This window comes from Paracoccus sp. DMF-8 (assembly GCF_029309835.1).
Classification (GTDB): domain Bacteria; phylum Pseudomonadota; class Alphaproteobacteria; order Rhodobacterales; family Rhodobacteraceae; genus Paracoccus.
Map to the genome: position 1 here is coordinate 107,065 of NZ_JARJHL010000005.1, position 19,042 is coordinate 126,106.

Sequence of the window (19,042 nt, forward strand, 5' to 3'; positions counted from 1 at the left end):
AGGGGCCGGCTGCTCCCGGGTCGGCAAGCGCGTCGGCGCTGTGACCCTGCCGCAGGATCGGCGGCTGCTGGTCACGGCCCGGCATTCCGGAAAGACGGCCAGCGGTCGGCCCATGCCAGCTCCTTGTGACGCCGGACATGCTGTCAGGTCCGGATGCCCATCGAATCGCGTGGCCGATCTGGCTGATTCATATGTCGTCAGGATATCGGCGAACGGGCGCCACCCGGACCGCCAGACTGCTGACAGAACGACAGTCGCGCAAGACGATCACGGCAATCATGCCGGGGGCAAAGGCGGCAGGCTGTGTCAGCCACCCACCCCGGCGGGAAAGCCGTGCGGGACCGGGGATGCCTTGCTGGCCCGGATGACGGTCTCGACAAATTCGACCGCCGCGCGCAGCCTCGGGCTGCGTTTCATGTCCTCGTGATAGGTCAGCCACAGCGGCAGCGGCGGCATCGCCTGCGGGACGGGAATGCGGCGCAGGGCGGGGTCCGCCTCGCCGGTCAGGCAGGGCAAAAGCGCGCAGCCCAGCCCGGCGCGGACCCCTTCCAGCAGGATCTGCGTGGTGTTGGCGCGCATCGCGATCCGGTCGGATGGCATGATAGCGGCGATGTAGCGATCCAGTGCCGGATGCACCGCGGCGGCGTCATAGGCCAGGAACGGCAGCGCCTCGAACGGGCGCGGGTCCGTGGTCGCGGCATAGCAGGCGAAAGCCACCTCATCCAGTTGCCGGGCGATCAGGGCGGGCAGTTCGGGCCGTGCGAAGCGGATGGCCAGATCGGCCTCGCGCCGGGCGACGTCCAGGCTCTGGTTGTCGCCGATCAGCTCGATCCGCAGATGCGGATGGGCGCGCAGGAACGGGCCGAGCGCCGGGGCGAAAAGACCGGACGCCAGAAAGGGCGGCGCGGTCAGCCGCAGGGTGCCCGCAATCCGGCCGGGATCGCCGTCGAGGCGGCGCAAGAGGCCGAAAAGCTCATCCTCGACCCGTTCCGCGCTGGTCACCACCTCTGCGCCCAGAGGCGTCATGACGAAGCCCTCCGGGCCGCGTTCGAACAGCGCGCCGCCGAGATCGCGCTGGAGGCTTTCCAGATGCCGGGCGACGGTCGTGTGGTCCACGCCGAGGTCGCGGGCCGCCGCCGACAGCGTGCCCTGCCGGGCCAGCGCCAGCACGATGCGCAGGCGGTCCCATTTGAAACCAAGGGGGGCTGTGGATTTTTGCACAGGCATTGCGAAATTCCAGGCGATTTCCTTTTGAAGATCCACGGCCATATCGGGGCAGGTCTTTACAGGATTTCACATGACATCTGCCGGCTCCCTGCGCGGCGGGGTGATGCTTGCCGCCACCGGGATGGCCTGGGGCGGCATGTTCCCCGTCATCAAGCAACTCTTGCCCCATCTCGATCCGGTCAGCCTGACCCTGCTCCGCTTCGGCCTGTCCATTCCGGTCCTTGTCCTGCTGCTGATGGTGGTCGAGGGGCGCAAGGCCCTGTCCACCGGGGGCCGCATGCTGCAACTCTGGTGGCTGGGAACACTGGGCTTTGCCGGATTCGGCCTGCTTCTGGTGCTGGGGGTCCAGAGCACCCGCCCCGAACATGCCGCCGTGGTCCCGGCGCTGATGCCGCTGATCGCGGTGGTGGTCACCGCCCTGCGCGAGCGCACCCGGCCGCAGGTGCCTGCGCTGGCCGCGATTGCCCTGGCGGCCCTTGGCGTGCTGCTGGTGGTCAGCCGGGGCGATCCGGCGCAATTGCTGCAAGTCGGGACGGGTCGCGGCGAGATCCTCGTCCTGCTGGGGGCGGTTTGCTGGGTGCTCTATACCCTCGGCGCGGGCCGTTTTCCGGGCTGGTCGGGGCTGCGCTATACCACCCTGACCCTCGGCTTTGGGACGATCACCATCCTCGCGGTCGAGTTGGTCGCCTTGGCCACCGGTCTGGCGCGCTGGCCAGCCATGAGCGCCATCCCCGAACTGGCCCCGGCGATGGGCTATCTGGTCCTGGTGGCCTCGGTGATGGGTTTCCTGTTCTGGAACGCGGGCATGGCTGCGATCGGGCCGAAGCGGGGCGTGCTGTTCATCAACCTCGTGCCGGTGACGGCCTTCGCTGTCGCCTTGCTGAAGGGGCATGTCCCGAACATGGCCGAAATCATGGGCGTGGCCTGTGTCATCGCGGCGCTTGGCATCAACAGCGTGTCCCGGCCCCGGACCCGATCCGACCGGGTCCGGGGCTGATCGCCGCCCGGTTCAGCCCATCCGAAACGCGGCGGTGCCGATGACCTCGCCATACATGAAGGCCAGCGCCGCCATCGAAGCGGGCGTCGCGGATGGCCAATGCCCGCGAACCTGCCCTGCCGGCTGTTTCCGGGCATGCGCACCACGACGAGCCGGATGCCGCCGGAAAGATGCAGCGCACCCGGCACACCGCGCCTGATCGCGCCATGGGCGACCATCATAATCGTGTCGATCCGCATCCTGCAGTTTTTCGACCGCACCCGTCAGGCCATGAACCAATATGCGGCCAGGCATGCCGACCCTTGCCCTTGACGATCACGGTGCCTTAAAATCCCGGTCCTGAGCAGCCGGCTGCCACGGGTGAGCATGACGAACTGGAAGCATATGGCCATCGCCATCACGATCTGGGTCCCTGTGACCGGATTGGCACTGGCGATTCTCTATGCAAACCGATCCGGTTTGGAGATAGCGCTGCATTTCCCACGCTCATTCACACAGATTGCGGCGGTCAGGCTGGCGTTCTTTGCCCTGCCCTGCGCCTTGGTCGCGGGTGCCGTCTTCAGGTCGACCGCCGCGCCACGACCGACCCCTCTCACGCTGGTCATGACGACATTGAGTGCCCTGGTGATCATGGCCGTTTTCATGACTCTGGCGGGGGTCTTGATGCGAGCGGTGGCGCTGCCCGCATCGCGAGGTCACGAACTGAAAATCCTGCTCGGCCTGATCCTGGCACTTGTCGCAGCCTTCACGCTGCCGCCGGTTCTGCTGCCGCCCGGCAGAAAAATCCTGTGGGGTCTGTGGTGGCAACCCGTTCTGGTCCTGATCGTCGCCGGCGCGCTGATGACAGCCGCCGGTGCGATGCTGCCCGGCGGTCTGGTCGAGTATCTCGCGCGATGGGCCGAAAGCATGGGCGCTCACTACTATACCGTCCTGAACTTCGCCGGGCCGGCGATCCAGATTGCGGCAGCGACTTTCGCCGCAATCTGGCTCGGGCTTGCATGGGCAAATGCCCATGATCGACGCGCCGGGATCAGGACCCACCGCCAGTGAATGGCGGCGGCAACCGGGGCGATGGCTGAGAGCAGGACGTCCGGACCTGCCCGCACCCTCGAATCGCGATTGCGGGATCTGCCGGTTCGCGGATCCTGAGAGGGACGGGCCGTGGTGATCATTTCCGGCGGGGCCTATTCCGCAGCGGCATCATATGCGCCTTTCGCCCGGCAAGGTGATGGTTTCACGGCGCAGCCGCTGCCCGAAAATGCTGTGCTGCAACATGGAAACTGCCACTTTGGTGTCGCTGACGACATATTGTTTCAAATACCGCATCTGATCGGTTGCAATATTTCAGGGCAGGTCGTAGGTGCTGACCATCCGCCGATTCTGCAATGCGGCAATGGAGATAGACAATGGCCCTCGACCAACCCACCCCGATCGCGCCCTATGACGCGCCGGAAAAGGACCTTTACGACATCGGCGAGATGCCGCCCCTCGGCTATGTTCCGAAAAGCATGTATGCGTGGGCCATCCGTCGCGAACGCCACGGCGAACCCGACAAGGCCATGCTGGTCGAGGTCGTGGACACCCCCAGCATCGACAGCAACGAGGTGCTGGTCCTGGTGATGGCGGCTGGGCGTCAATTACAACGGGATCTGGGCCGGCCTTGGCGTGCCGATCAGCCCTTTCGACGGCCATGGCGAACCCTATCACATCGCGGGTTCGGATGCCTCGGGGATTGTCTGGGCCGTGGGCGACAAGGTCAAGAACTGGAAAGTGGGCGACGAGGTCGTGATCCACTGTAACCAGGACGACGGCAATGACGAGGAATGCAACGGCGGCGACCCGATGTTTTCGCCCAGCCAACGCATCTGGGGCTACGAGACGCCGGACGGGTCGTTCGCCCAGTTCACCCGCGTTCAGGCCCAGCAGTTGATGCGCCGCCCCCGGCACCTGACCTGGGAAGAATCGGCCTGCTATACGCTGACCCGGCCACCGCCTACCGGATGCTGTTCGGCCATGAACCGCATGAGCTGAAACCCGGCATGAACGTGCTGGTCTGGGGCGCCTCGGGCGGTCTGGGATCCTTCGCGATCCAGTTGATCAATGCGGCGGGCGCCAATGCCATCGGTGTCATCTCGGACGAGGACAAGCGCGATTTCGTCATGGGTCTGGGCGCCCGCGGCGTCATCAACCGCAAGGACTTCAAATGCTGGGGCCAACTGCCCACCGTGAACACCCCCGAATACAAGGAGTGGTTCACCGAGGCGCGCAAGTTCGGCAAGGCGATCTGGGACATCACGGGCAAGGGCAACAACGTCGATATCGTCTTTGAACACCCCGGCGAATCGACCTTTCCGGTGTCGACGCTGGTGTGCAAGAAGGGCGGCATGGTCGTGATCTGTGCAGGCACCAGCGGCTTCAACTGCACCTTTGACGTGCGCTATATGTGGATGCACCAGAAGCGCCTGCAGGGTTCGCATTTTGCCCATCTGAAACAGGCAAGCGCCGCGAACAAGCTGATGCTGGAGCGCCGCATCGACCCCTGCATGTCCGAGGTCTTTCCCTGGGCCGAAATCCCGCAGGCGCATCTGAAAATGCTGCGCAATGAACACAAGCCCGGCAACATGGCCGTGCTGGTCCAGTCGCCGGCCACCGGGTTGCGCACCTTCGAGGACGCGCTGGACGCAGGCCCGAAACGCTAAGGCGCACGCCAGCAGCCAATCCAAAGGCGGCCCCTGATCCGGGGCCGCTTTTTCGTGCCGCGATCGCGGGATCGGTCAGCGGATACGCGGCGGGCGCTACAGCCCGGCGGCGCGCATCAGGCTGGCGCGACCGGGCGGGATCGCGCTGATTTCCAGCCCGGTAAAGACATGCAGCGTGTTCATCTGCCGGTCCACCACGGCATGGTCGCTGACCCATCCGCCCATCAGCAGATAGCTGCGCAGCAGGGGCGGCATCGCCGCCATCGCGCGTTTCGGGTCGGGCTTGCGAAAGCGCAGGGCACGGGCGAAACGAAACACCTGCGGGGCCTTGACGCGCGGCAGCCAGCGTTTCGGCGCCAGATGGCGTTCGCGCAGCATGGCGAATGCGTCTTCGTAGCTTTCGACCTCGGTGCCGTGAAAGCTGGAACAGCCGAACAGCATGCCGACCTTGTTGTCATCGACATGACGCGCCAGCGCGCCCCAGGCCAGCCGGACGATATCGGGGTCGTGCCATTCCGGATGCAGGCAGAAACGCCCGATCTCGACCATGCGGCCCTGATAGTCGCGCAGGGCCGACAGGTTGTAATACCGCGCCGAATAGCTGCCATGCCGATGTCGCGGCGCCGCGGGCAAGGGTCATCATGCGGAAACAGGCGACAAGCTGGCCCGATGCGGCATCTTCGATCAGGATGTGATCACAGCGGGTGTCCAGATCGTCGGCATCCAGCCCCTCGGCCCCGTTGCCGCCCTGAAAGCACAGCCAGCGCAGGCGCTGCGCGGCGCGAATATCGGCGTCGCTCGTCGCGAGGCGAAGATGATAGCGGCCATCGTGCACCGGCTTCATGCGCGATCCGTCCAAACCCTGCACAACCACGTCACCCGACCCTGCGGGTGACTTGCTGCTGCCGATCCTGAGCCTATCTTGTAACAGAGGCGCAACTGGATGGTAGATATTTCATGACCGACAGGATCACGAAAAGCGATGCGGAATGGCGGGCGGAACTGGATGCCGAAACCTATCGCGTCACGCGGCAGGCGGGCACCGAGCGGCCCTTTTCCCATCCCGGTTTCCCGAAAGGTCCAGGGCATTACGCCTGCACCTGCTGCGGGGCGCGGCTGTTTGACGGCGATGCGAAATTCGAAAGCTTTTGCGGCTGGCCCAGTTTCTCGCGGCCGGGCGGGCGGATCGACGAATATCACGACGCCTCGCATGGGATGATTCGAACCGAGGTAGCGCTGTCACCGCTGCGATGCCCATCTGGGCCATGTCTTTCCCGACGGGCCGCCGCCGACGGGTCTGCGCTGCTGCATCAACGGCGTCGCGCTGGAATTCGTCCCCGACAATGACGCGCCCTGCGAAGCGCCCTGAAAGCAAACGGCGGCCGGTCAGGGCCGCCCCACCCCTTCAGGGCCGCCCCACCCTTTGGTCCCCAGCCCTTTGGTCTCTGGGCCGCGACTACATGTCGCTCAGCAGATCGCCCGCCTGAACCCGGCCAATATTGCCCAGAAGCTGACGGATCAGGGTCGCGCCCTCGATCCCCGGATCGGTCACGCGCTGCGACAGCACGACGACGCGGCCGCGTTCCAGCCCAAAGGATTCGACATTCGACACCGTCCCGTTTTCGGCAAAGCGGATGGCGATGACCTGACGTTCGACCTCGCGCGGTTCGCGGGCGCCGTAATATTCCCAACGCGAACCGACGTAATACATGCTGGATCCGACCAGCAGGCCCTGCGCACTGGGCTGGCCGATCAGCCCTTCCAGATCGGTGCGGCTGGTCTGGCCGATGACAACCTGGCTCAGGGCGTCCTGCGGCGGAATATAGCCGTGATTGCGATACACGGGGGCGCAGGCGGCGACCGCCAGCGGCAAAACCAAGGCCAGCGCGAATACATGCTGCCTGAAAATCGTCATCTTGCTGGCCCTGTCCCTTACGCGCCTGTTGACGCCGCCGGACAGCCTTAGCAAACTCGGTCCCCACGCTCAAGAATATCCCTGCCCGACGGGGTTTGCCAAGCAAAGGTCTACCGATGGCTCCTGCCGATAAAACCAGTTCCCGCCTGCGCGTCGCCCATCTGAATCCGCGACAGCCGACGCCTTTCGTGCTGGAACCCGATGCGGTCACACGCAATGCGCTGGCCCGGGAACTGGGGCTGATCGACCTGCCTGCGCTGCATTTTTCCGGGCAGATCGCGCCCGCGATGAACGATGCCTGGCGGCTGGAAGGCGACATGACCGCGCGGGTCGTCCAGCCCTGCGTGGTCACGCTGGAACCCGTGCCCGCCGATCTGCACGAATCGGTGACGCGGCTGTATTCCCCCCATGCCGCCGATCCCGAAACCGACGACGCGGAAATGCCCGATGACGAAATCGAGCGGCTTGGCCAGTATATCGACCTCGCCGCCGTCATGGCCGAGGCGCTGGCCCTGGCCCTGCCGCTCTATCCGCGTGCGCCGGGGGCGGAACTGGCCCCGGCCGATGCGGATGCCGAGACCCGCCGCCCCTTTGCCGGGCTGGCGGATCTGATGAAGAAAAAGGACGGGGCCTGAGGGGCCGCGTTCCTAGCCCAGTGACCGCTGCCGGCGGTCCCAATCGGGCGCAAGCTGCGGGCCAAGGTTCATCGGCGCCAGCATCCCCTGCCCCAGAATGTGATCGGCGGCCTTTTCGCCGGTCATGATCGACGGCGCATTCAGGTTCCCGTTCGTCACGCGCGGGAAAATGGAACTGTCGGCGACCCGCAACCCCTCGACCCCGATCACGCGCAGATCCGGGCCGACCACGGCCATGGGATCATCGACCGCCCCCATCCGCGCCGTGCCGCAGGGGTGAAAGGCCGATTCGGCATGTTCGGCGATAAAGGCGTCGATCTGGTCTTCGCTGTCCACCTCGGGTCCGGGCTGGATTTCGTGGCCCCGGAAATCGGCGAAGGCGGGCTGTTCGAAAATCTCGCGCGTCAGGCGGACGCAGGCGCGGAATTCGGCCCAATCATCGGTATGGGACATGTAGTTGAAGCGGATTTCCGGCGCCTCGGCCGGGTCGCTGCTGCGCAGCCGCACCGTGCCGCGCGATTTCGACCGCATCGGCCCGACATGGGCCTGGAAGCCGTGGCCGTCCACCGCCGACTTGCCGTCATAGCGCACGGCCAGCGGCAGGAAGTGATACTGGATATCGGGATAGTCGATCCCCGGACGCGACCGGATGAAGCCGCAGCTCTCGAACTGGTTCGAGGCGCCCGAGGCCTGCCGTCGACCAGCCATTGCGCCCCGATCGAACCCTTGCCCCACAGGTTCCAGTGTTTATACAGCGTGACCGGCTTGGTCGCGGTATATTGCATATAGATTTCAAGGTGATCTTGCAGGTTCGCCCCGACGCCCGGACGATCCGCCAGAGGCGTGATGCCATGTTCCCGCAGGTGATCCGCCGGACCGATGCCCGACATCATCAGGATTTTCGGCGTGTTGATCGAACAGGCGGAAATCACCACCTCGCGCGCCGCAGAGACGGTTTCGACACCGCTGCCGGTGCGGATCTCGACCCCGGTCGCGCGGCGTCCGTCAAAGATCACGCGCTGCGCCAGGCCCCGGCGCAGGTTCAGCAGCCCGGTGCGCAGCGCGGGGCGCAGATAGGCATTGGCGGCGGACCAGCGGCGACCTTCCCAGATCGTCGCCTCCATCGCGCCGAAGCCTTCCTGCTGGGCGCCGTTGTAATCTTCGGTGATCGGATAGCCCGCTTCGCGACCCGCGCGGATAAAGGCGTTGAACAGCGGGTTCTTGCGCTGGCCGCGCGTCACATGCAGGGGCCGGTGGTGCCGCGATAATCGCTGACCGCGCCATGCGAGGTCTCCATCCGGATGAAATAGGGCAGAACATCGGCATAGGACCAGCCCGCCGCGCCCGTTTCCGCCCAATGGTCGAAATCGCGCGCATGACCGCGCACATAGACCATCCCGTTGATCGAGGACGACCCGCCCAGCACCTTGCCGCGCGGCGTCACCAGACGGCGGTTGTTCAGATGCGGTTCGGGCTCGGACGAAAACCCCCAGTCATAGCGCGACATGTTCATCGGATAGGACAGGGCGGCAGGCATCTGGATGAAGGGCCCGATGTCGCTGCCGCCATATTCGATCAGATCGACGCGCTTTCCGGCCATGACCAGCCGATAGGCCAGCGCGCAGCCTGCCGAACCCGCGCCGATGATGACGTAATCTGCATTGCTCATGGCATCATCCTCAATAGGGGGCCTCGACGGGGCCGGTGCCGACATAGACGGTTTTCAACTGCGAATAATGTTCGATGGCGGCGGCCGAGTTTTCGCGCCCGACCCCCGACATCTTGACCCCGCCAAAGGGCATTTCGACGGGCGTCAGGTTATAGGCGTTGATCCAGCAGGTGCCCGCCTCCAGCGCGGCAACGACGCGATGGGCGCGGGCCAGATCGCTGGTGAAGACGCCCGCGGCAAGGCCAAAGCTGGTCGCATTGGCGCGGGCCACGGCCTCGGCTTCGCTGGCGAATGACAGGACGGTCATCACCGGGCCAAAGATTTCATCCCGCGCGATGGTCATCCCGTCGGTCGCATCGGCGAATACCGTGGGCGGGATGAATGCCCCCTCGCCCGCGCCGCCGCAGACCAGCCGCGCGCCTTCGGCCTGACCGGCGGCGATGGCCTCGCGGATCTTGCCAAGCTGGGCCGCGCTGATGATCGGGCCGTGCTGGGTGTCGGGGTCCAGCGGGTCGCCCATGCGCACATCGGCGCAGCGTTCGGCCAGCCGTTTCAGGAATGCGTCATGCAGCCCCTGCTGCACGAACACCCGCGTCCCGTTCGAACAGATCTGCCCCGAGGAATAGAAATTCGCCAGGATCGCCGCGCCGACCGCGTCCTCCAGACTGGCATCGTCAAAGACGATCAGGGGCGATTGCCGCCCAGTTCCATCGTGACATGGCGCATCCCTTCGGCGGCGGCGGCATAGACGCGCCGCCCCGTCGGCACCGATCCGGTCAGCGAAACCTTGGCCACGCGCGGGTCGGTGACCAGCGCCGCGCCAACCGCCCCGCGCCCCTGAACGACGTTGAACAGCCCGGCGGGCGCTCCGGCCTGCATCAGGATTTCGGCCAGTTTCAGGGCACCTAGCGGCGTTTCCTCGCTTGGTTTGAAGACCATGGCATTGCCCATCGCCAGCGCCGGCGCCGATTTCCAGCAGGCGATCTGACTGGGATAGTTCCACGCGCCAATGCCTGCGCAAACGCCCAGGGGTTCGCGGATCGTATAGGCGAAATCGCCGCCAAGCGGGATCATCTGGCCCGTCACCGTCGCCGCCAGCCCCGCGAAATATTCGATCGCATCCGCACCCGACGGCCAGTCGGCCACCGTGGTTTCCTGAATGGGCTTGCCGGTGTCCAGCGTTTCCAGCCGCGCCAGTTCATCGCCGCGCGCGCGGATCAGCCGCGCCGCCTCGGCCAGCACCCGGCCGCGTTCGACGGGACGCAGCGCGGCCCAGACCTTTTGCGCCCGCGCCGCCGATTCGGTCGCCAGCGCGACCTGCGCGGGCGATGCCTCGCGCAGGCGGGCGATCACCTGCCCGGTATAGGGATACAGCACATCCAGCGCCGGGCCTTCGCCTTCGACATGGGCGCCGTCGATGAACAGGCTTGCCACGGGTTGGGCGTCATATTGGCTCATTTCAGGGCATCCTTCAGGTAATCGCGGATCATGGATTCGGCGGCCTCGTGACCCATCCGGCTGGACAGGGCGGCGCGCAGATAAACGCCGTCAATCAGCGCGCCAAGGGTTTCGGCCAGCGCCTCGGCCCGGTCGGGTGCAAGCGACCGCAGCACCGCCAGCAGATTCGAGCGCAGCCGGTGGCGATAGATGTGCAGCAGCCGCGCCGCTTCGGGTTCGACCAGCGCCAGCGCGTAGAAATTCAGCCAGGCGGCAATCGTGTCGCGGTCAAAGTTCGGCCCCGCGAAAGAGGCCGATATGATCGCATCCAGCCCCTGCTGCGGGGTCGTGGCGGTTTTCATGCCAGCAACCACCGCGCCCCGGTAATCGGTCAGGATCTGCCGCATCGCCGCCAGGAAAATCCGTGTCTTGGACCCGAAATAGTGATGCGCCAGGGCCGAGGACATGCCCGCCTCGCGCGCGATCTGCGCAACCGTCACATCCAGCGAACCGCTGCGGCCGACCGACCGGATGGCAGCTTTGATTAAGGCTGCCTTTCGGATAGGCTCGGCACCGATTTTGGGCATTTCGACCTCCGTCCGGTTGCCCGGCCCGAAAAATTTCTTGCCAGATTGGCGTAACTCAATCTTAATTGACTCGTCAATCAATAAACAGGGAGAACAGAATGAACATGACCCCCGCAGGCCTTGCCGCCGCCCTGACCGCCATGTCGCTGCTGGCCGGGCCCGCCGTGGCAGCCGAGCCCGCCGAATGCCAGAACGTGGTGTTGTCCGATGTCGGCTGGACCGATATCACCGCGACGACGGCGCTGACCTCGACCGTGCTGCAGGCGCTTGGCTACCAACCGGACATCAAGATCCTGTCGCTGCCGGTGACCTATACGGCGATGGCACAGGGCGATGTCGACATCTTCCTGGGCAACTGGATGCCGACACAGGAAAACGACGTGCGCCCCTATCTTGATTCGGGCGCGGTCGAAACCGTTCGCACGAATCTGGTCGGGGCGAAATACACGCTGGCCACCAACAAGGCGGGCGCCGATCTGGGCATCACCGACTTTGCCAAGCTGGCCGAACATCAGGATGCGCTGGACGGCAAGATCTATGCGATCGAGCCGGGCAATGACGGCAACCGCCTGCTGCTGGACATGGTCGCCAAGGACAGCTTTGGCACCGGCACCTTCGAGATCGTCGAAAGCTCGGAACAGGGCATGCTGGCGCAGGTCGCCCGCGCCGATAGTCAGAGCAAGCCGGTGGTCTTTCTGGGCTGGGAACCCCACCCGATGAACGCCCAGTTCGAGATGACCTATCTGACCGGCGGCGATGACATCTTTGGCCCGAATTTCGGCGGTGCGCAGGTCGATACCAATGTCCGCAAGGGGCTGGTGCAGGAATGCCCGAACCTTGGCAAGTTTCTGGAAAATCTGGAATTCTCCCTGCCTCTGGAAAACGAGATCATGGGCAGGATCCTGAACGATGGCGAGGATCCGGCGCAGGCCGCCAAGGCCTGGCTGCAGGACAACCCCGATGCCGCCACCCCGTGGCTGGCCGATGTGACCACCTTTGACGGCGGGGATGCGCAGGCTGCCCTTTCGGCGGGGCTGGCAAAGTGATCCGCCGCGCGCGGCACAAACCCGCGCCGGCCGCCCCTGCGGCAAGCGCCGTCCTGACGCTGTGCCTTGCGCTTGGGGCCGGCGGCGCCATGGCCGCGCCGGTCGCCCTGCCCGATCAGGAAGGCTGGGCCGCCGCGCGCACCAGCACCGGAACGGCGCAGGGCATCCGGCTTGGCTATGTCGAACTGGGCGAGGCACCGGGCAGCGCCACCGGCCTGCCCGTCATCCTGATCCACGGCTATACCGACAGCAGCCGCAGCTGGTCCCTGCTGGCCGGGCCGCTGCGCGACGCCCTGCCCGGCCGCCGCATCATCGCGGTGGAACTGCGCGGGCATGGCATCTCGGATGCGCCGGAATGCTGCTATGGTCCGGACAATCTCGCCGATGACCTGAAGGGCGCGATGGATGCGCTTGGCATTGCGCGGGCGGATCTGGTCGGCCATTCGCTCGGCTCGATCACGGCGGCGGAACTGGCCGCGACCCATCCCGACCGCGTGAACCGGCTGGTGCTGGCCTCCTCGGCGACGGCAATTCCGGCGGCGGCATCTGAATGGCTGTGGCAGGAAATCCCGGCGCTGCCCGACCAGATCGACCCCGCGGACGCATTCATGACGGCGTGGTTCGCCAACCCGAACCCCGTGCCGCCCGATTTCCTGTCGCGCGAAATGGCCGAGGCAGCAGCCATCCCGAAACATGTCTGGACCGGCGTTCTGACCAGCCTGACCACCCATGACTGGACCATGCTGGCCCCGCGCATCTCTGCGCCGACGCTGGTCCTGTGGGGCGATCAGGACGGGCTGTTCGGCCCCGAATCGCAGGCGGCGCTGCACGCGGCCCTGCCCGGCGCCGACACCCTGACCTATCCGGGGCTGGGGCATAATTTTTTCTGGGAACAACCCGATCAGGCGGCAGGGGATATCGCCGCCTTTCTCAAGAAATGACCCGATAGGCTGGTCGTTTCCCACCATGTCAGGCCCGAACCGGGCCCAGCTCTGGAACAGGAGAGCAAATGGATAAACTCACCGAGCTTGTCACATCCGAAAAGATCCCCGTCGGCCGCACGGCCAAGGCGATCTTCGACTGGCTGAATGCCAATGCCGCCCCGCTGTTCAACGCCATTTCAAGACTGCTGGAATCGCTGATCAACGGCATTCTGGCGATGCTGGAGTTTCCGCATCCGCTGGTGTTCATCCTGGTCGTCGTGGCGCTGACCTGGTTCTTGCAACGCAACTGGAAAGTCTGCCTGCTGGTCGGGCTTGGCTTTCTGTTCATCCTCAATCAGGGCTATTGGGACCCGACGATGCAATCGCTGACGCTGGTCCTGTCGGCCTGCGTGGTCTGCATGGTCGTGGGCGTGCCGATCGGCATCGCGGCGGCGCACCGGCCCCGGCTTTACGCCTGGATGCGCCCGGTTCTGGACCTGATGCAGACGCTGCCGACCTTTGTCTATCTGATTCCGGCCATCGTGTTTTTCGGCATCGGCATGGTGCCGGGCCTGATCGCCACGGTGATTTTCGTCTTGCCCGCGCCGATCCGGCTGACCTATCTGGGCATCAAATCGACCCCGGCCGCGCTGGTCGATGCCGCGACCGCATTCGGCGCGACCCCGCGCCAGCTTTTGTGGAAGGTCGAACTGCCCAGTGCCATGCCGCAGATCATGGCCGGTCTGAACCAGACCATCATGCTGTCGCTGTCGATGGTCGTCATCGCGGCGCTGGTCGGGGCTTCTGGCCTTGGCGTGCCGGTGGTGCGGGCGCTGAACAGCGTGAACACCGCGCTTGGTTTCGAAAGCGGCTTCATCATCGTCGTCGTCGCGATCATGCTGGACCGTATGCTGAGGGTGGGGAAGCATCGCGACTAATGCCGTCGAATTCGACAATGTCTGCATCGTCTTCGGAAACCGCCCCTCGGACGCGCTGCCGCTGATGGATCAGGGGATGGAACGCGGCCCGATCAAGGCCGAAACCGGGCAGGTTCTGGGCGTCCACAACTGCAGCCTGACCGTTGCCGAGGGCGGGATTCTGGTCCTGATGGGCCTGTCCGGTTCGGGCAAATCGACGCTGTTGCGCGGGGTCAATGCGCTGAACCCGGTGTGTCGGGGCGATGTGCGGATCATGGATGGTCAGGGCGGCATGGTGTCGGTCACCAAGGCGCGCGGCAATGAATTGCGCGACATCCGGCTGAACAAGATTTCCATGGTGTTCCAGCAATTCGGCCTGCTGCCATGGCGGACGGTGCGCGAAAACGTCGGCCTCGGGCTGGAGCTTGCGGGGATCCCTCCGGCGCAAAAGGCCGAACGCGTCGACCGCCAGCTTGCCACCGTCGGCCTGACCGATTGGGCCGAACGCAAGGTTGGCGATCTGTCGGGCGGCATGCAGCAGCGCGTCGGTCTGGCCCGCGCCTTTGCGACCGATGCCCCGATCCTCTTGATGGACGAGCCGTTTTCCGCGCTGGACCCGCTGATCCGGTCGCGCCTGCAAGATGAGCTGCTGGAGCTTCAGGCCAAGACCCGACGCACCATCATCTTTGTCAGCCACGATCTGGACGAGGCCTTCAAGCTGGGCAACCGCATCGCCCTGATGGAAGGCGGGCGCATCGTCCAGGTCGGCACCGCGCAGGAAATCATCGCAAATCCGGTGAATGAATATGTCGAGCAGTTCGTCGCGCATATGAACCCGCTGATGGTCCTGCGCGCCATCGACGTCGCCGAACCCGGCGAGGCCGAGGGCCGCCCCCTGCCCCGCGACCTGCCCGTGCGCGAGGTGCTTTGGGCGCTGTGCGACCGCGAAACCGCCCCGATCCTTGGCGGTGGACGGGTCAGCCGGCAGGGCGTCATTTCGGCCCTGATCGAACCGCGCGGCCAGTCCTGAAAAAATCCGGGCCTGACCAAATCCGGGCCTAAAAAATCCGGTCTTGACCCTGATTTCCGCGCCGCCGAACGGTGGGGCGGATCCCGTTTCAGCTCTCCATTGCGATAACGACAGGCGCCCTGCGCCGCGCCACCGCCTGCGCCAGGTGATATAGCAGATCGCGGCTATCATCAGCGCACCACCGGCGATGACCCAGACATCAATCGCCTCGTGAAAGACCAGCGCCCCCAGCAGGCTCGCCCATAGCAATTGCAGGAATGTCACCGGCTGCGTCACCGTCAGGGGCGCCGCCGCAAAGGCGCGGGTCATCGCATAATGCCCCGCCGTCGCGAAAAACGCCGTGCCCGCCAGCACCAGACATTGCTGCGCACTGGGCGTCACCCAATCCATCGCGGCAAAGGGCGCCGGCCCGATGCAGACGGTCAGCGACATCATCGCGACGACCACCGCAGCCGGCACCATGCCCGCCAGCCGCTTGGCGACCAGATAGGACAGGCCAAAGCAGATCGAGGCGCCGATCTGCGACAGATGCCCCGGCTGCAACTCCCGCAGCCCCGGCCGCAACACGATCATCGCGCCGATCAGCGCCACGCCGATCGCCATGCCGCGCCGCCAGGATATCCGTTCGCCCATCAGCAGCGCCGCGCCGATGGTGACGACGATGGGATTCAGGTAACCGATCGCGGTGACCTCGGCCACGGTGATGCGCGCCATGGCATAGAACCACAGCACGACCGCCAGCGTATGCAGCACGCCCCGCAGCGCAAACAGCCGCCAGACCTGCGCCGAAAACCCCCGGCGCAACGCGGGCAGCAGGACCGGCAAGGTAAACACCAGACCAAAGACAAAGCGCAGAAAGCCGCCTCGAGCGCTGGCAAGGCGGTGCCCAGCCAGCGGACCAGACCATTGACGGCGACGAAACACAGACCGGTGGCCAGCATCCACACAATGCCGACCAGATCGTTGCGGGTGGAACTGTTCATGACCATGCCCCGCCATGCGCCGCCCGCCCGCCAAAGGCAAGCCCGCCGACCGATCAGCGACCCAGAATCAGGCTAGCCGCAATCGCCCACATCACCACGGCAATCAGCAGGTCCAGCACGCGCCATGCCTCGGGCTTGCGAAACAGCGGTTGCAGCAGGCGCGCGCCATAGCCAAGCACGAAAAAGAACAGAAACGACCCGCTGATCGCCCCCCCGGCAAAGGTGCGCTTGTCGTCCCAGGCCGTCGACACCGCCCCGAGCAGGGCCAGCGTGTCCAGATAGACATGCGGGTTCAGCCAGGTCAGCGCCGCGATCACCAGCAATGTCGCGCCAAGGCTCCGTTCACCGCCCGCAGCCGCCGTCAGCGCCCCCGACCCGTTGATCGCAGCGCGAAAGGCCCGCAGCCCATAGACCAGCAGGAAAGCCGCGCCGCCCCACCGCATCACCTCCAGAAACCAGGGGTAACGCGCCGCCATCACGCCGGCGCCCGCCACGCCGACCGCAATCAGGATCGCATCGGACATGGCGCAGAACAGGCAAACCGCAAAGACATGCCGGCGCAACAACCCCTGACGCAGGACAAAGGCATTCTGCGCACCGATCGCCACGATCAGCGACAAACCGAAAAACAAACCCGCCAGATATGCCTGCATGATCCCTCACTTCCAAAGCGAAATCACTTGCAGGGCGGCGCCCATGAAATCAAATTAAAGGTTGTGATCCAGATTAAGAAAAACTGATGTTCGACTACCCCGCCCTGCAAGCCCTTGCCGAAATCATCCGCCGCGGCTCGTTCGAGGCCGCCGCCGACCACCTCGGCCTGACGCCTTCAGCGGTCTCGCAGCGCATCAAGGGGCTCGAGGAAAGGCTGGGCGCCGTCCTGATCCATCGCGGCCCGCCCGCAACCGGCACCGAAACCGGGTTGCGCCTGATGCAACATCTCGATCAGGTGCGCCTGCTGGAACAACGCCTGGACCCGCAGATCCGCCCTGCCGACGGTCCGGCAACCCTGCGCATCGCGGTCAATGCCGACAGCCTCGCGACATGGTTCCCGGATGCCATGCCCGCGCTCGATGTGCTTTACGACCTCGTGGTCGACGATCAGGACCACGCAAGGGACTGGCTGCGCGCGGGTCAGGTCTCGGCGGCGATCACCTCGAACCCGACGCCGGTGCCGGGCTGCGACGTGACCCGGCTCGGCGCCATGCGCTACCTCGCGCTGGCCAGCCCCGCCTTCGTCACCCGCCATTTCGCGACCGGCATCACCGCCACCTCGCTGGACCGCGCCCCCGCCCTGATCTTCAACCGCAAGGACGCGCTGCAGGCCAAATGGGCCGAATCCGCAACCGGCCAACGCTGCCGCCTGACCGGCCACCTCATCCCCTCATCCGAAACCTTCCTGCGCGCCGCGTCCCTCGGCCTGGGCTGGGGCATGATCCCGGAATCCATGGCCGCCCGCGCCCTGTCCACCGGAATCCTCGCGCCCCTGATCGACGACCTGCCGCTCGACGTCCCGCTCTACTGGCAGGTCACCCGAACCGCCGCCAGGGCCATCGCCCCCCTGACCCGCGCCGCAATCAAACGGGCCGCAGCAGAACTGCGACCCTGATTTCTTCATCATCCAAATACCCAGAACGGGACGGCGCAGATCACAGCTGCGCGGCCACATCCTCGGGGATATCGAAGTTGCCGGTGACATTCTGAACGTCATCGTCATCTTCCAGCGCGTCGATCAGCTTCATCAGCTTCTGCGCGGTTTCCAGATCGATCTCGGTCGGGGCCTGCGGCTTCCAGATCAGCTTGGCATGTTCGGATTCTGCCTGGACCCCTTCCAGCGCCTGCGTCACCTCGGCCAGATCGGTGTCGGCCGTATAGATCCAGTGGCCTTCGTCATCGCTTTCGACGTCATCGGCGCCCGCTTCGATCGCGGCCATCATGACGGTATCGGCATCGCCCGCGCTGGCCGGATACATGATCTCGCCCTTGCGATCGAACATGAAACTGACCGAGCCGGTCTGCCCCATGTCGCCGCCGTGCTTGGTGAAATAGGACCGCACATTGGACGCGGTGCGGTTGCGGTTGTCGGTCATCGCCTCGACGATGATCGCGATGCCGTTCGGGCCATAGCCTTCATAACGGATCTCGTCATAGCTTTCGGCGTCGCCGCCCTGCGATTTCTTGATCGCGCGGTCGATCACGTCCTTGGGGACCGAATTCGACTTGGCCTCCTTGACGGCCAGACGCAGGCGCGGGTTCTTTTCGGGGTCCGGGTCGCCCATTTTCGCGGCGACGGTGATTTCCTTGGACAGTTTGGAAAACAGTTTGGATCGGATCGAATCCTGACGCCCCTTGCGGTGCTGGATGTTCGCCCATTTGGAATGGCCTGCCATGTGCCTTCTTCCCGTTCATTTCATCGTAAATTGCGTATCGAGGGCGCTTTTATGCGCCGATGGGGGATGCCGCAAGCGTGCTGGCCGATTTCACCTCGGCCAGCACGAACAGGCGGATCGCGGTCGCCAGCCCCACGTCGGGAGGGCGCTGATGGTCGATCGCCGCAATCAGCCCCGCCGGGCTGATGCCGCGATATCGGGCGATTTCGCGGAATTCGCGCCAGAAGGCATCCTCCAGCGACACGCTGGTGCGGTGCCCGTCGATGGTCACCGAACGCTTGGCGGGCTGGCTCATGCGCGGCAGTTCAATCATCCGCGCCGCGATCCCCGCCATCAACCTGATGGGCGTCCAGATGGGCGCGAGCGCGGGCAACCGCCTGATCCTCGGCCTGTCGCTGCGCCTTGCTGCGCCCGAATTTCGCTGCATTTTCATCGCCCTGCCTGCGGGCAGAGTTGCGGGCGGCGGATTTGCGCGCCTGACGCAGGTTGATGACATTGCTCATGACGCCGCTTCTAGCACGTTCCGCGCGTCCGCGCCAAATCCGAATGCAAAAGCGCGGGGCGTTTTGCCCCGCGCCGATGTTCAC

General features: G+C 65.3%; 15 protein-coding genes and 6 pseudogenes. 10 read left to right on the forward strand and 11 right to left on the reverse strand.

Annotation, left to right across the window (positions count from 1 at the left end; translation table 11 throughout):
* Positions 1–306 precede the first annotated feature (306 nt).
* Complete coding sequence (locus PE067_RS03925; protein WP_276187928.1) at positions 307–1,269, reverse strand: LysR family transcriptional regulator; 963 nt, start codon at positions 1,267–1,269, stop codon at positions 307–309.
* Positions 1,270–1,297: 28 nt separating this feature from the next.
* On the opposite strand from PE067_RS03925, the gene PE067_RS03930 reads away from it, so the two are divergent.
* The 3 genes and pseudogenes from PE067_RS03930 (at position 1,298) to ccrA (ending at position 4,923) form a co-directional block, all read left to right on the forward strand.
* On the forward strand, positions 1,298–2,224 hold the full coding sequence (locus tag PE067_RS03930; protein WP_276187929.1) for a DMT family transporter: 927 nt from the start codon (positions 1,298–1,300) through the stop codon (positions 2,222–2,224).
* A gap of 384 nt (positions 2,225–2,608) precedes the next feature.
* The gene (locus PE067_RS03935) at positions 2,609–3,274 is read left to right on the forward strand and encodes a hypothetical protein (RefSeq protein ID WP_276187930.1); all 666 of its coding nucleotides are present in this window, start codon (positions 2,609–2,611) and stop codon (positions 3,272–3,274) included.
* Between the two features lie 356 nt (positions 3,275–3,630).
* Positions 3,631–4,923, forward strand: a pseudogene (ccrA, locus tag PE067_RS03940) (crotonyl-CoA carboxylase/reductase).
* Positions 4,924–5,019: 96 nt separating this feature from the next.
* On the opposite strand, the pseudogene PE067_RS03945 reads toward ccrA, so the two are convergent.
* Positions 5,020–5,767 (reverse strand): annotated as a pseudogene (locus PE067_RS03945) (GNAT family N-acyltransferase).
* Positions 5,768–5,880: 113 nt separating this feature from the next.
* Here PE067_RS03945 and msrB point away from each other — a divergent pair.
* A pseudogene (gene msrB, locus PE067_RS03950) lies at positions 5,881–6,292 on the forward strand (peptide-methionine (R)-S-oxide reductase MsrB).
* Positions 6,293–6,379: 87 nt separating this feature from the next.
* Here the strand turns inward: msrB and bamE are convergent.
* The gene (gene bamE / locus PE067_RS03955; RefSeq protein WP_276187931.1) at positions 6,380–6,838 is read right to left on the reverse strand and encodes an outer membrane protein assembly factor BamE; all 459 of its coding nucleotides are present in this window, start codon (positions 6,836–6,838) and stop codon (positions 6,380–6,382) included.
* Positions 6,839–6,954: 116 nt separating this feature from the next.
* Between bamE and PE067_RS03960 the strand changes: the two genes are divergently transcribed.
* Positions 6,955–7,473, forward strand: coding sequence for a YceD family protein (locus tag PE067_RS03960; RefSeq protein WP_276187932.1), 519 nt, complete (start codon positions 6,955–6,957; stop codon positions 7,471–7,473).
* Positions 7,474–7,485: 12 nt separating this feature from the next.
* Here the strand turns inward: PE067_RS03960 and betA are convergent.
* From betA to betI, 3 genes and pseudogenes are all read right to left on the reverse strand, one after another.
* Positions 7,486–9,142: pseudogene (gene betA, locus PE067_RS03965) on the reverse strand (choline dehydrogenase).
* Between the two features lie 10 nt (positions 9,143–9,152).
* Positions 9,153–10,600 (reverse strand): annotated as a pseudogene (gene betB / locus PE067_RS03970) (betaine-aldehyde dehydrogenase).
* Positions 10,597–11,166 carry a transcriptional regulator BetI gene (gene betI, locus PE067_RS03975; RefSeq protein WP_276187933.1) on the reverse strand — a complete coding sequence of 190 codons (570 nt, stop codon included), beginning with the start codon at positions 11,164–11,166 and terminating at the stop codon, positions 10,597–10,599. The pseudogene betB and the gene betI overlap by 4 nt, the downstream one beginning before the upstream one ends.
* A 98-nt stretch (positions 11,167–11,264) precedes the next feature.
* Between betI and choX the strand changes: the two genes are divergently transcribed.
* The 4 genes from choX (at position 11,265) to choV (ending at position 15,082) form a co-directional block, all read left to right on the forward strand.
* Positions 11,265–12,212 carry a choline ABC transporter substrate-binding protein gene (gene choX, locus PE067_RS03980; RefSeq protein WP_276187934.1) on the forward strand — a complete coding sequence of 316 codons (948 nt, stop codon included), beginning with the start codon at positions 11,265–11,267 and terminating at the stop codon, positions 12,210–12,212.
* Positions 12,209–13,153 (forward strand): alpha/beta hydrolase, encoded by a 945-nt coding sequence (locus tag PE067_RS03985; protein ID WP_276187935.1) that lies wholly within the window; start codon positions 12,209–12,211, stop codon positions 13,151–13,153. Before choX ends, PE067_RS03985 begins: the two co-directional genes overlap by 4 nt.
* A 68-nt stretch (positions 13,154–13,221) precedes the next feature.
* On the forward strand, positions 13,222–14,073 hold the full coding sequence (gene choW, locus PE067_RS03990; protein ID WP_276187936.1) for a choline ABC transporter permease subunit: 852 nt from the start codon (positions 13,222–13,224) through the stop codon (positions 14,071–14,073).
* A complete protein-coding gene (gene choV, locus PE067_RS03995; RefSeq protein ID WP_276188294.1) occupies positions 14,063–15,082 on the forward strand; it encodes a choline ABC transporter ATP-binding protein in 1,020 nt (339 codons plus the stop codon). The genes choW and choV overlap by 11 nt, the downstream gene beginning before the upstream one ends.
* A gap of 138 nt (positions 15,083–15,220) precedes the next feature.
* Here the strand turns inward: choV and PE067_RS04000 are convergent.
* A pseudogene (locus PE067_RS04000) lies at positions 15,221–16,023 on the reverse strand (DMT family transporter); the annotation flags it as partial.
* A 95-nt stretch (positions 16,024–16,118) separates the two neighbouring features.
* The gene (locus PE067_RS04005; RefSeq protein WP_276187937.1) at positions 16,119–16,718 is read right to left on the reverse strand and encodes a LysE/ArgO family amino acid transporter; all 600 of its coding nucleotides are present in this window, start codon (positions 16,716–16,718) and stop codon (positions 16,119–16,121) included.
* An 86-nt stretch (positions 16,719–16,804) separates the two neighbouring features.
* Between PE067_RS04005 and PE067_RS04010 the strand changes: the two genes are divergently transcribed.
* Positions 16,805–17,674, forward strand: a complete 870-nt coding sequence (locus tag PE067_RS04010) for a LysR family transcriptional regulator ArgP (RefSeq protein WP_276187938.1) — start codon at positions 16,805–16,807, stop codon at positions 17,672–17,674.
* A gap of 40 nt (positions 17,675–17,714) precedes the next feature.
* Here PE067_RS04010 and PE067_RS04015 read toward each other — a convergent pair whose 3' ends face one another.
* From PE067_RS04015 to PE067_RS04025, 3 genes are read right to left on the reverse strand one after another with little or no spacing between them, the layout of a single operon-like run.
* On the reverse strand, positions 17,715–18,455 hold the full coding sequence (locus PE067_RS04015) for a YebC/PmpR family DNA-binding transcriptional regulator (protein WP_276187939.1): 741 nt from the start codon (positions 18,453–18,455) through the stop codon (positions 17,715–17,717).
* A 49-nt stretch (positions 18,456–18,504) separates the two neighbouring features.
* Positions 18,505–18,768 carry a ribbon-helix-helix domain-containing protein gene (locus tag PE067_RS04020; RefSeq protein WP_276187940.1) on the reverse strand — a complete coding sequence of 88 codons (264 nt, stop codon included), beginning with the start codon at positions 18,766–18,768 and terminating at the stop codon, positions 18,505–18,507.
* Positions 18,761–18,958 carry a DUF4169 family protein gene (locus tag PE067_RS04025; protein ID WP_276187941.1) on the reverse strand — a complete coding sequence of 66 codons (198 nt, stop codon included), beginning with the start codon at positions 18,956–18,958 and terminating at the stop codon, positions 18,761–18,763. The genes PE067_RS04020 and PE067_RS04025 overlap by 8 nt, the downstream gene beginning before the upstream one ends.
* Between the last annotated feature and the right edge of the window lie 84 nt (positions 18,959–19,042).

Bases quoted from the DNA above. Each gene is read 5' to 3' on its own strand.
- PE067_RS03925 (WP_276187928.1), bottom strand. From the start codon at position 1,269: ATGGCCGTGGATCTTCAAAAGGAAATCGCCTGGAATTTCGCAATGCCT.
- PE067_RS03930 (WP_276187929.1), top strand. From the start codon at position 1,298: ATGACATCTGCCGGCTCCCTGCGCGGCGGGGTGATGCTTGCCGCCACC.
- PE067_RS03935 (WP_276187930.1), top strand. From the start codon at position 2,609: ATGGCCATCGCCATCACGATCTGGGTCCCTGTGACCGGATTGGCACTG.
- bamE (WP_276187931.1), bottom strand. From the start codon at position 6,838: ATGACGATTTTCAGGCAGCATGTATTCGCGCTGGCCTTGGTTTTGCCG.
- PE067_RS03960 (WP_276187932.1), top strand. From the start codon at position 6,955: ATGGCTCCTGCCGATAAAACCAGTTCCCGCCTGCGCGTCGCCCATCTG.
- betI (WP_276187933.1), bottom strand. From the start codon at position 11,166: ATGCCCAAAATCGGTGCCGAGCCTATCCGAAAGGCAGCCTTAATCAAA.
- choX (WP_276187934.1), top strand. From the start codon at position 11,265: ATGAACATGACCCCCGCAGGCCTTGCCGCCGCCCTGACCGCCATGTCG.
- choW (WP_276187936.1), top strand. From the start codon at position 13,222: ATGGATAAACTCACCGAGCTTGTCACATCCGAAAAGATCCCCGTCGGC.
- PE067_RS04005 (WP_276187937.1), bottom strand. From the start codon at position 16,718: ATGCAGGCATATCTGGCGGGTTTGTTTTTCGGTTTGTCGCTGATCGTG.
- PE067_RS04010 (WP_276187938.1), top strand. From the start codon at position 16,805: ATGTTCGACTACCCCGCCCTGCAAGCCCTTGCCGAAATCATCCGCCGC.
- PE067_RS04015 (WP_276187939.1), bottom strand. From the start codon at position 18,455: ATGGCAGGCCATTCCAAATGGGCGAACATCCAGCACCGCAAGGGGCGT.
- PE067_RS04020 (WP_276187940.1), bottom strand. From the start codon at position 18,768: ATGATTGAACTGCCGCGCATGAGCCAGCCCGCCAAGCGTTCGGTGACC.
- PE067_RS04025 (WP_276187941.1), bottom strand. From the start codon at position 18,958: ATGAGCAATGTCATCAACCTGCGTCAGGCGCGCAAATCCGCCGCCCGC.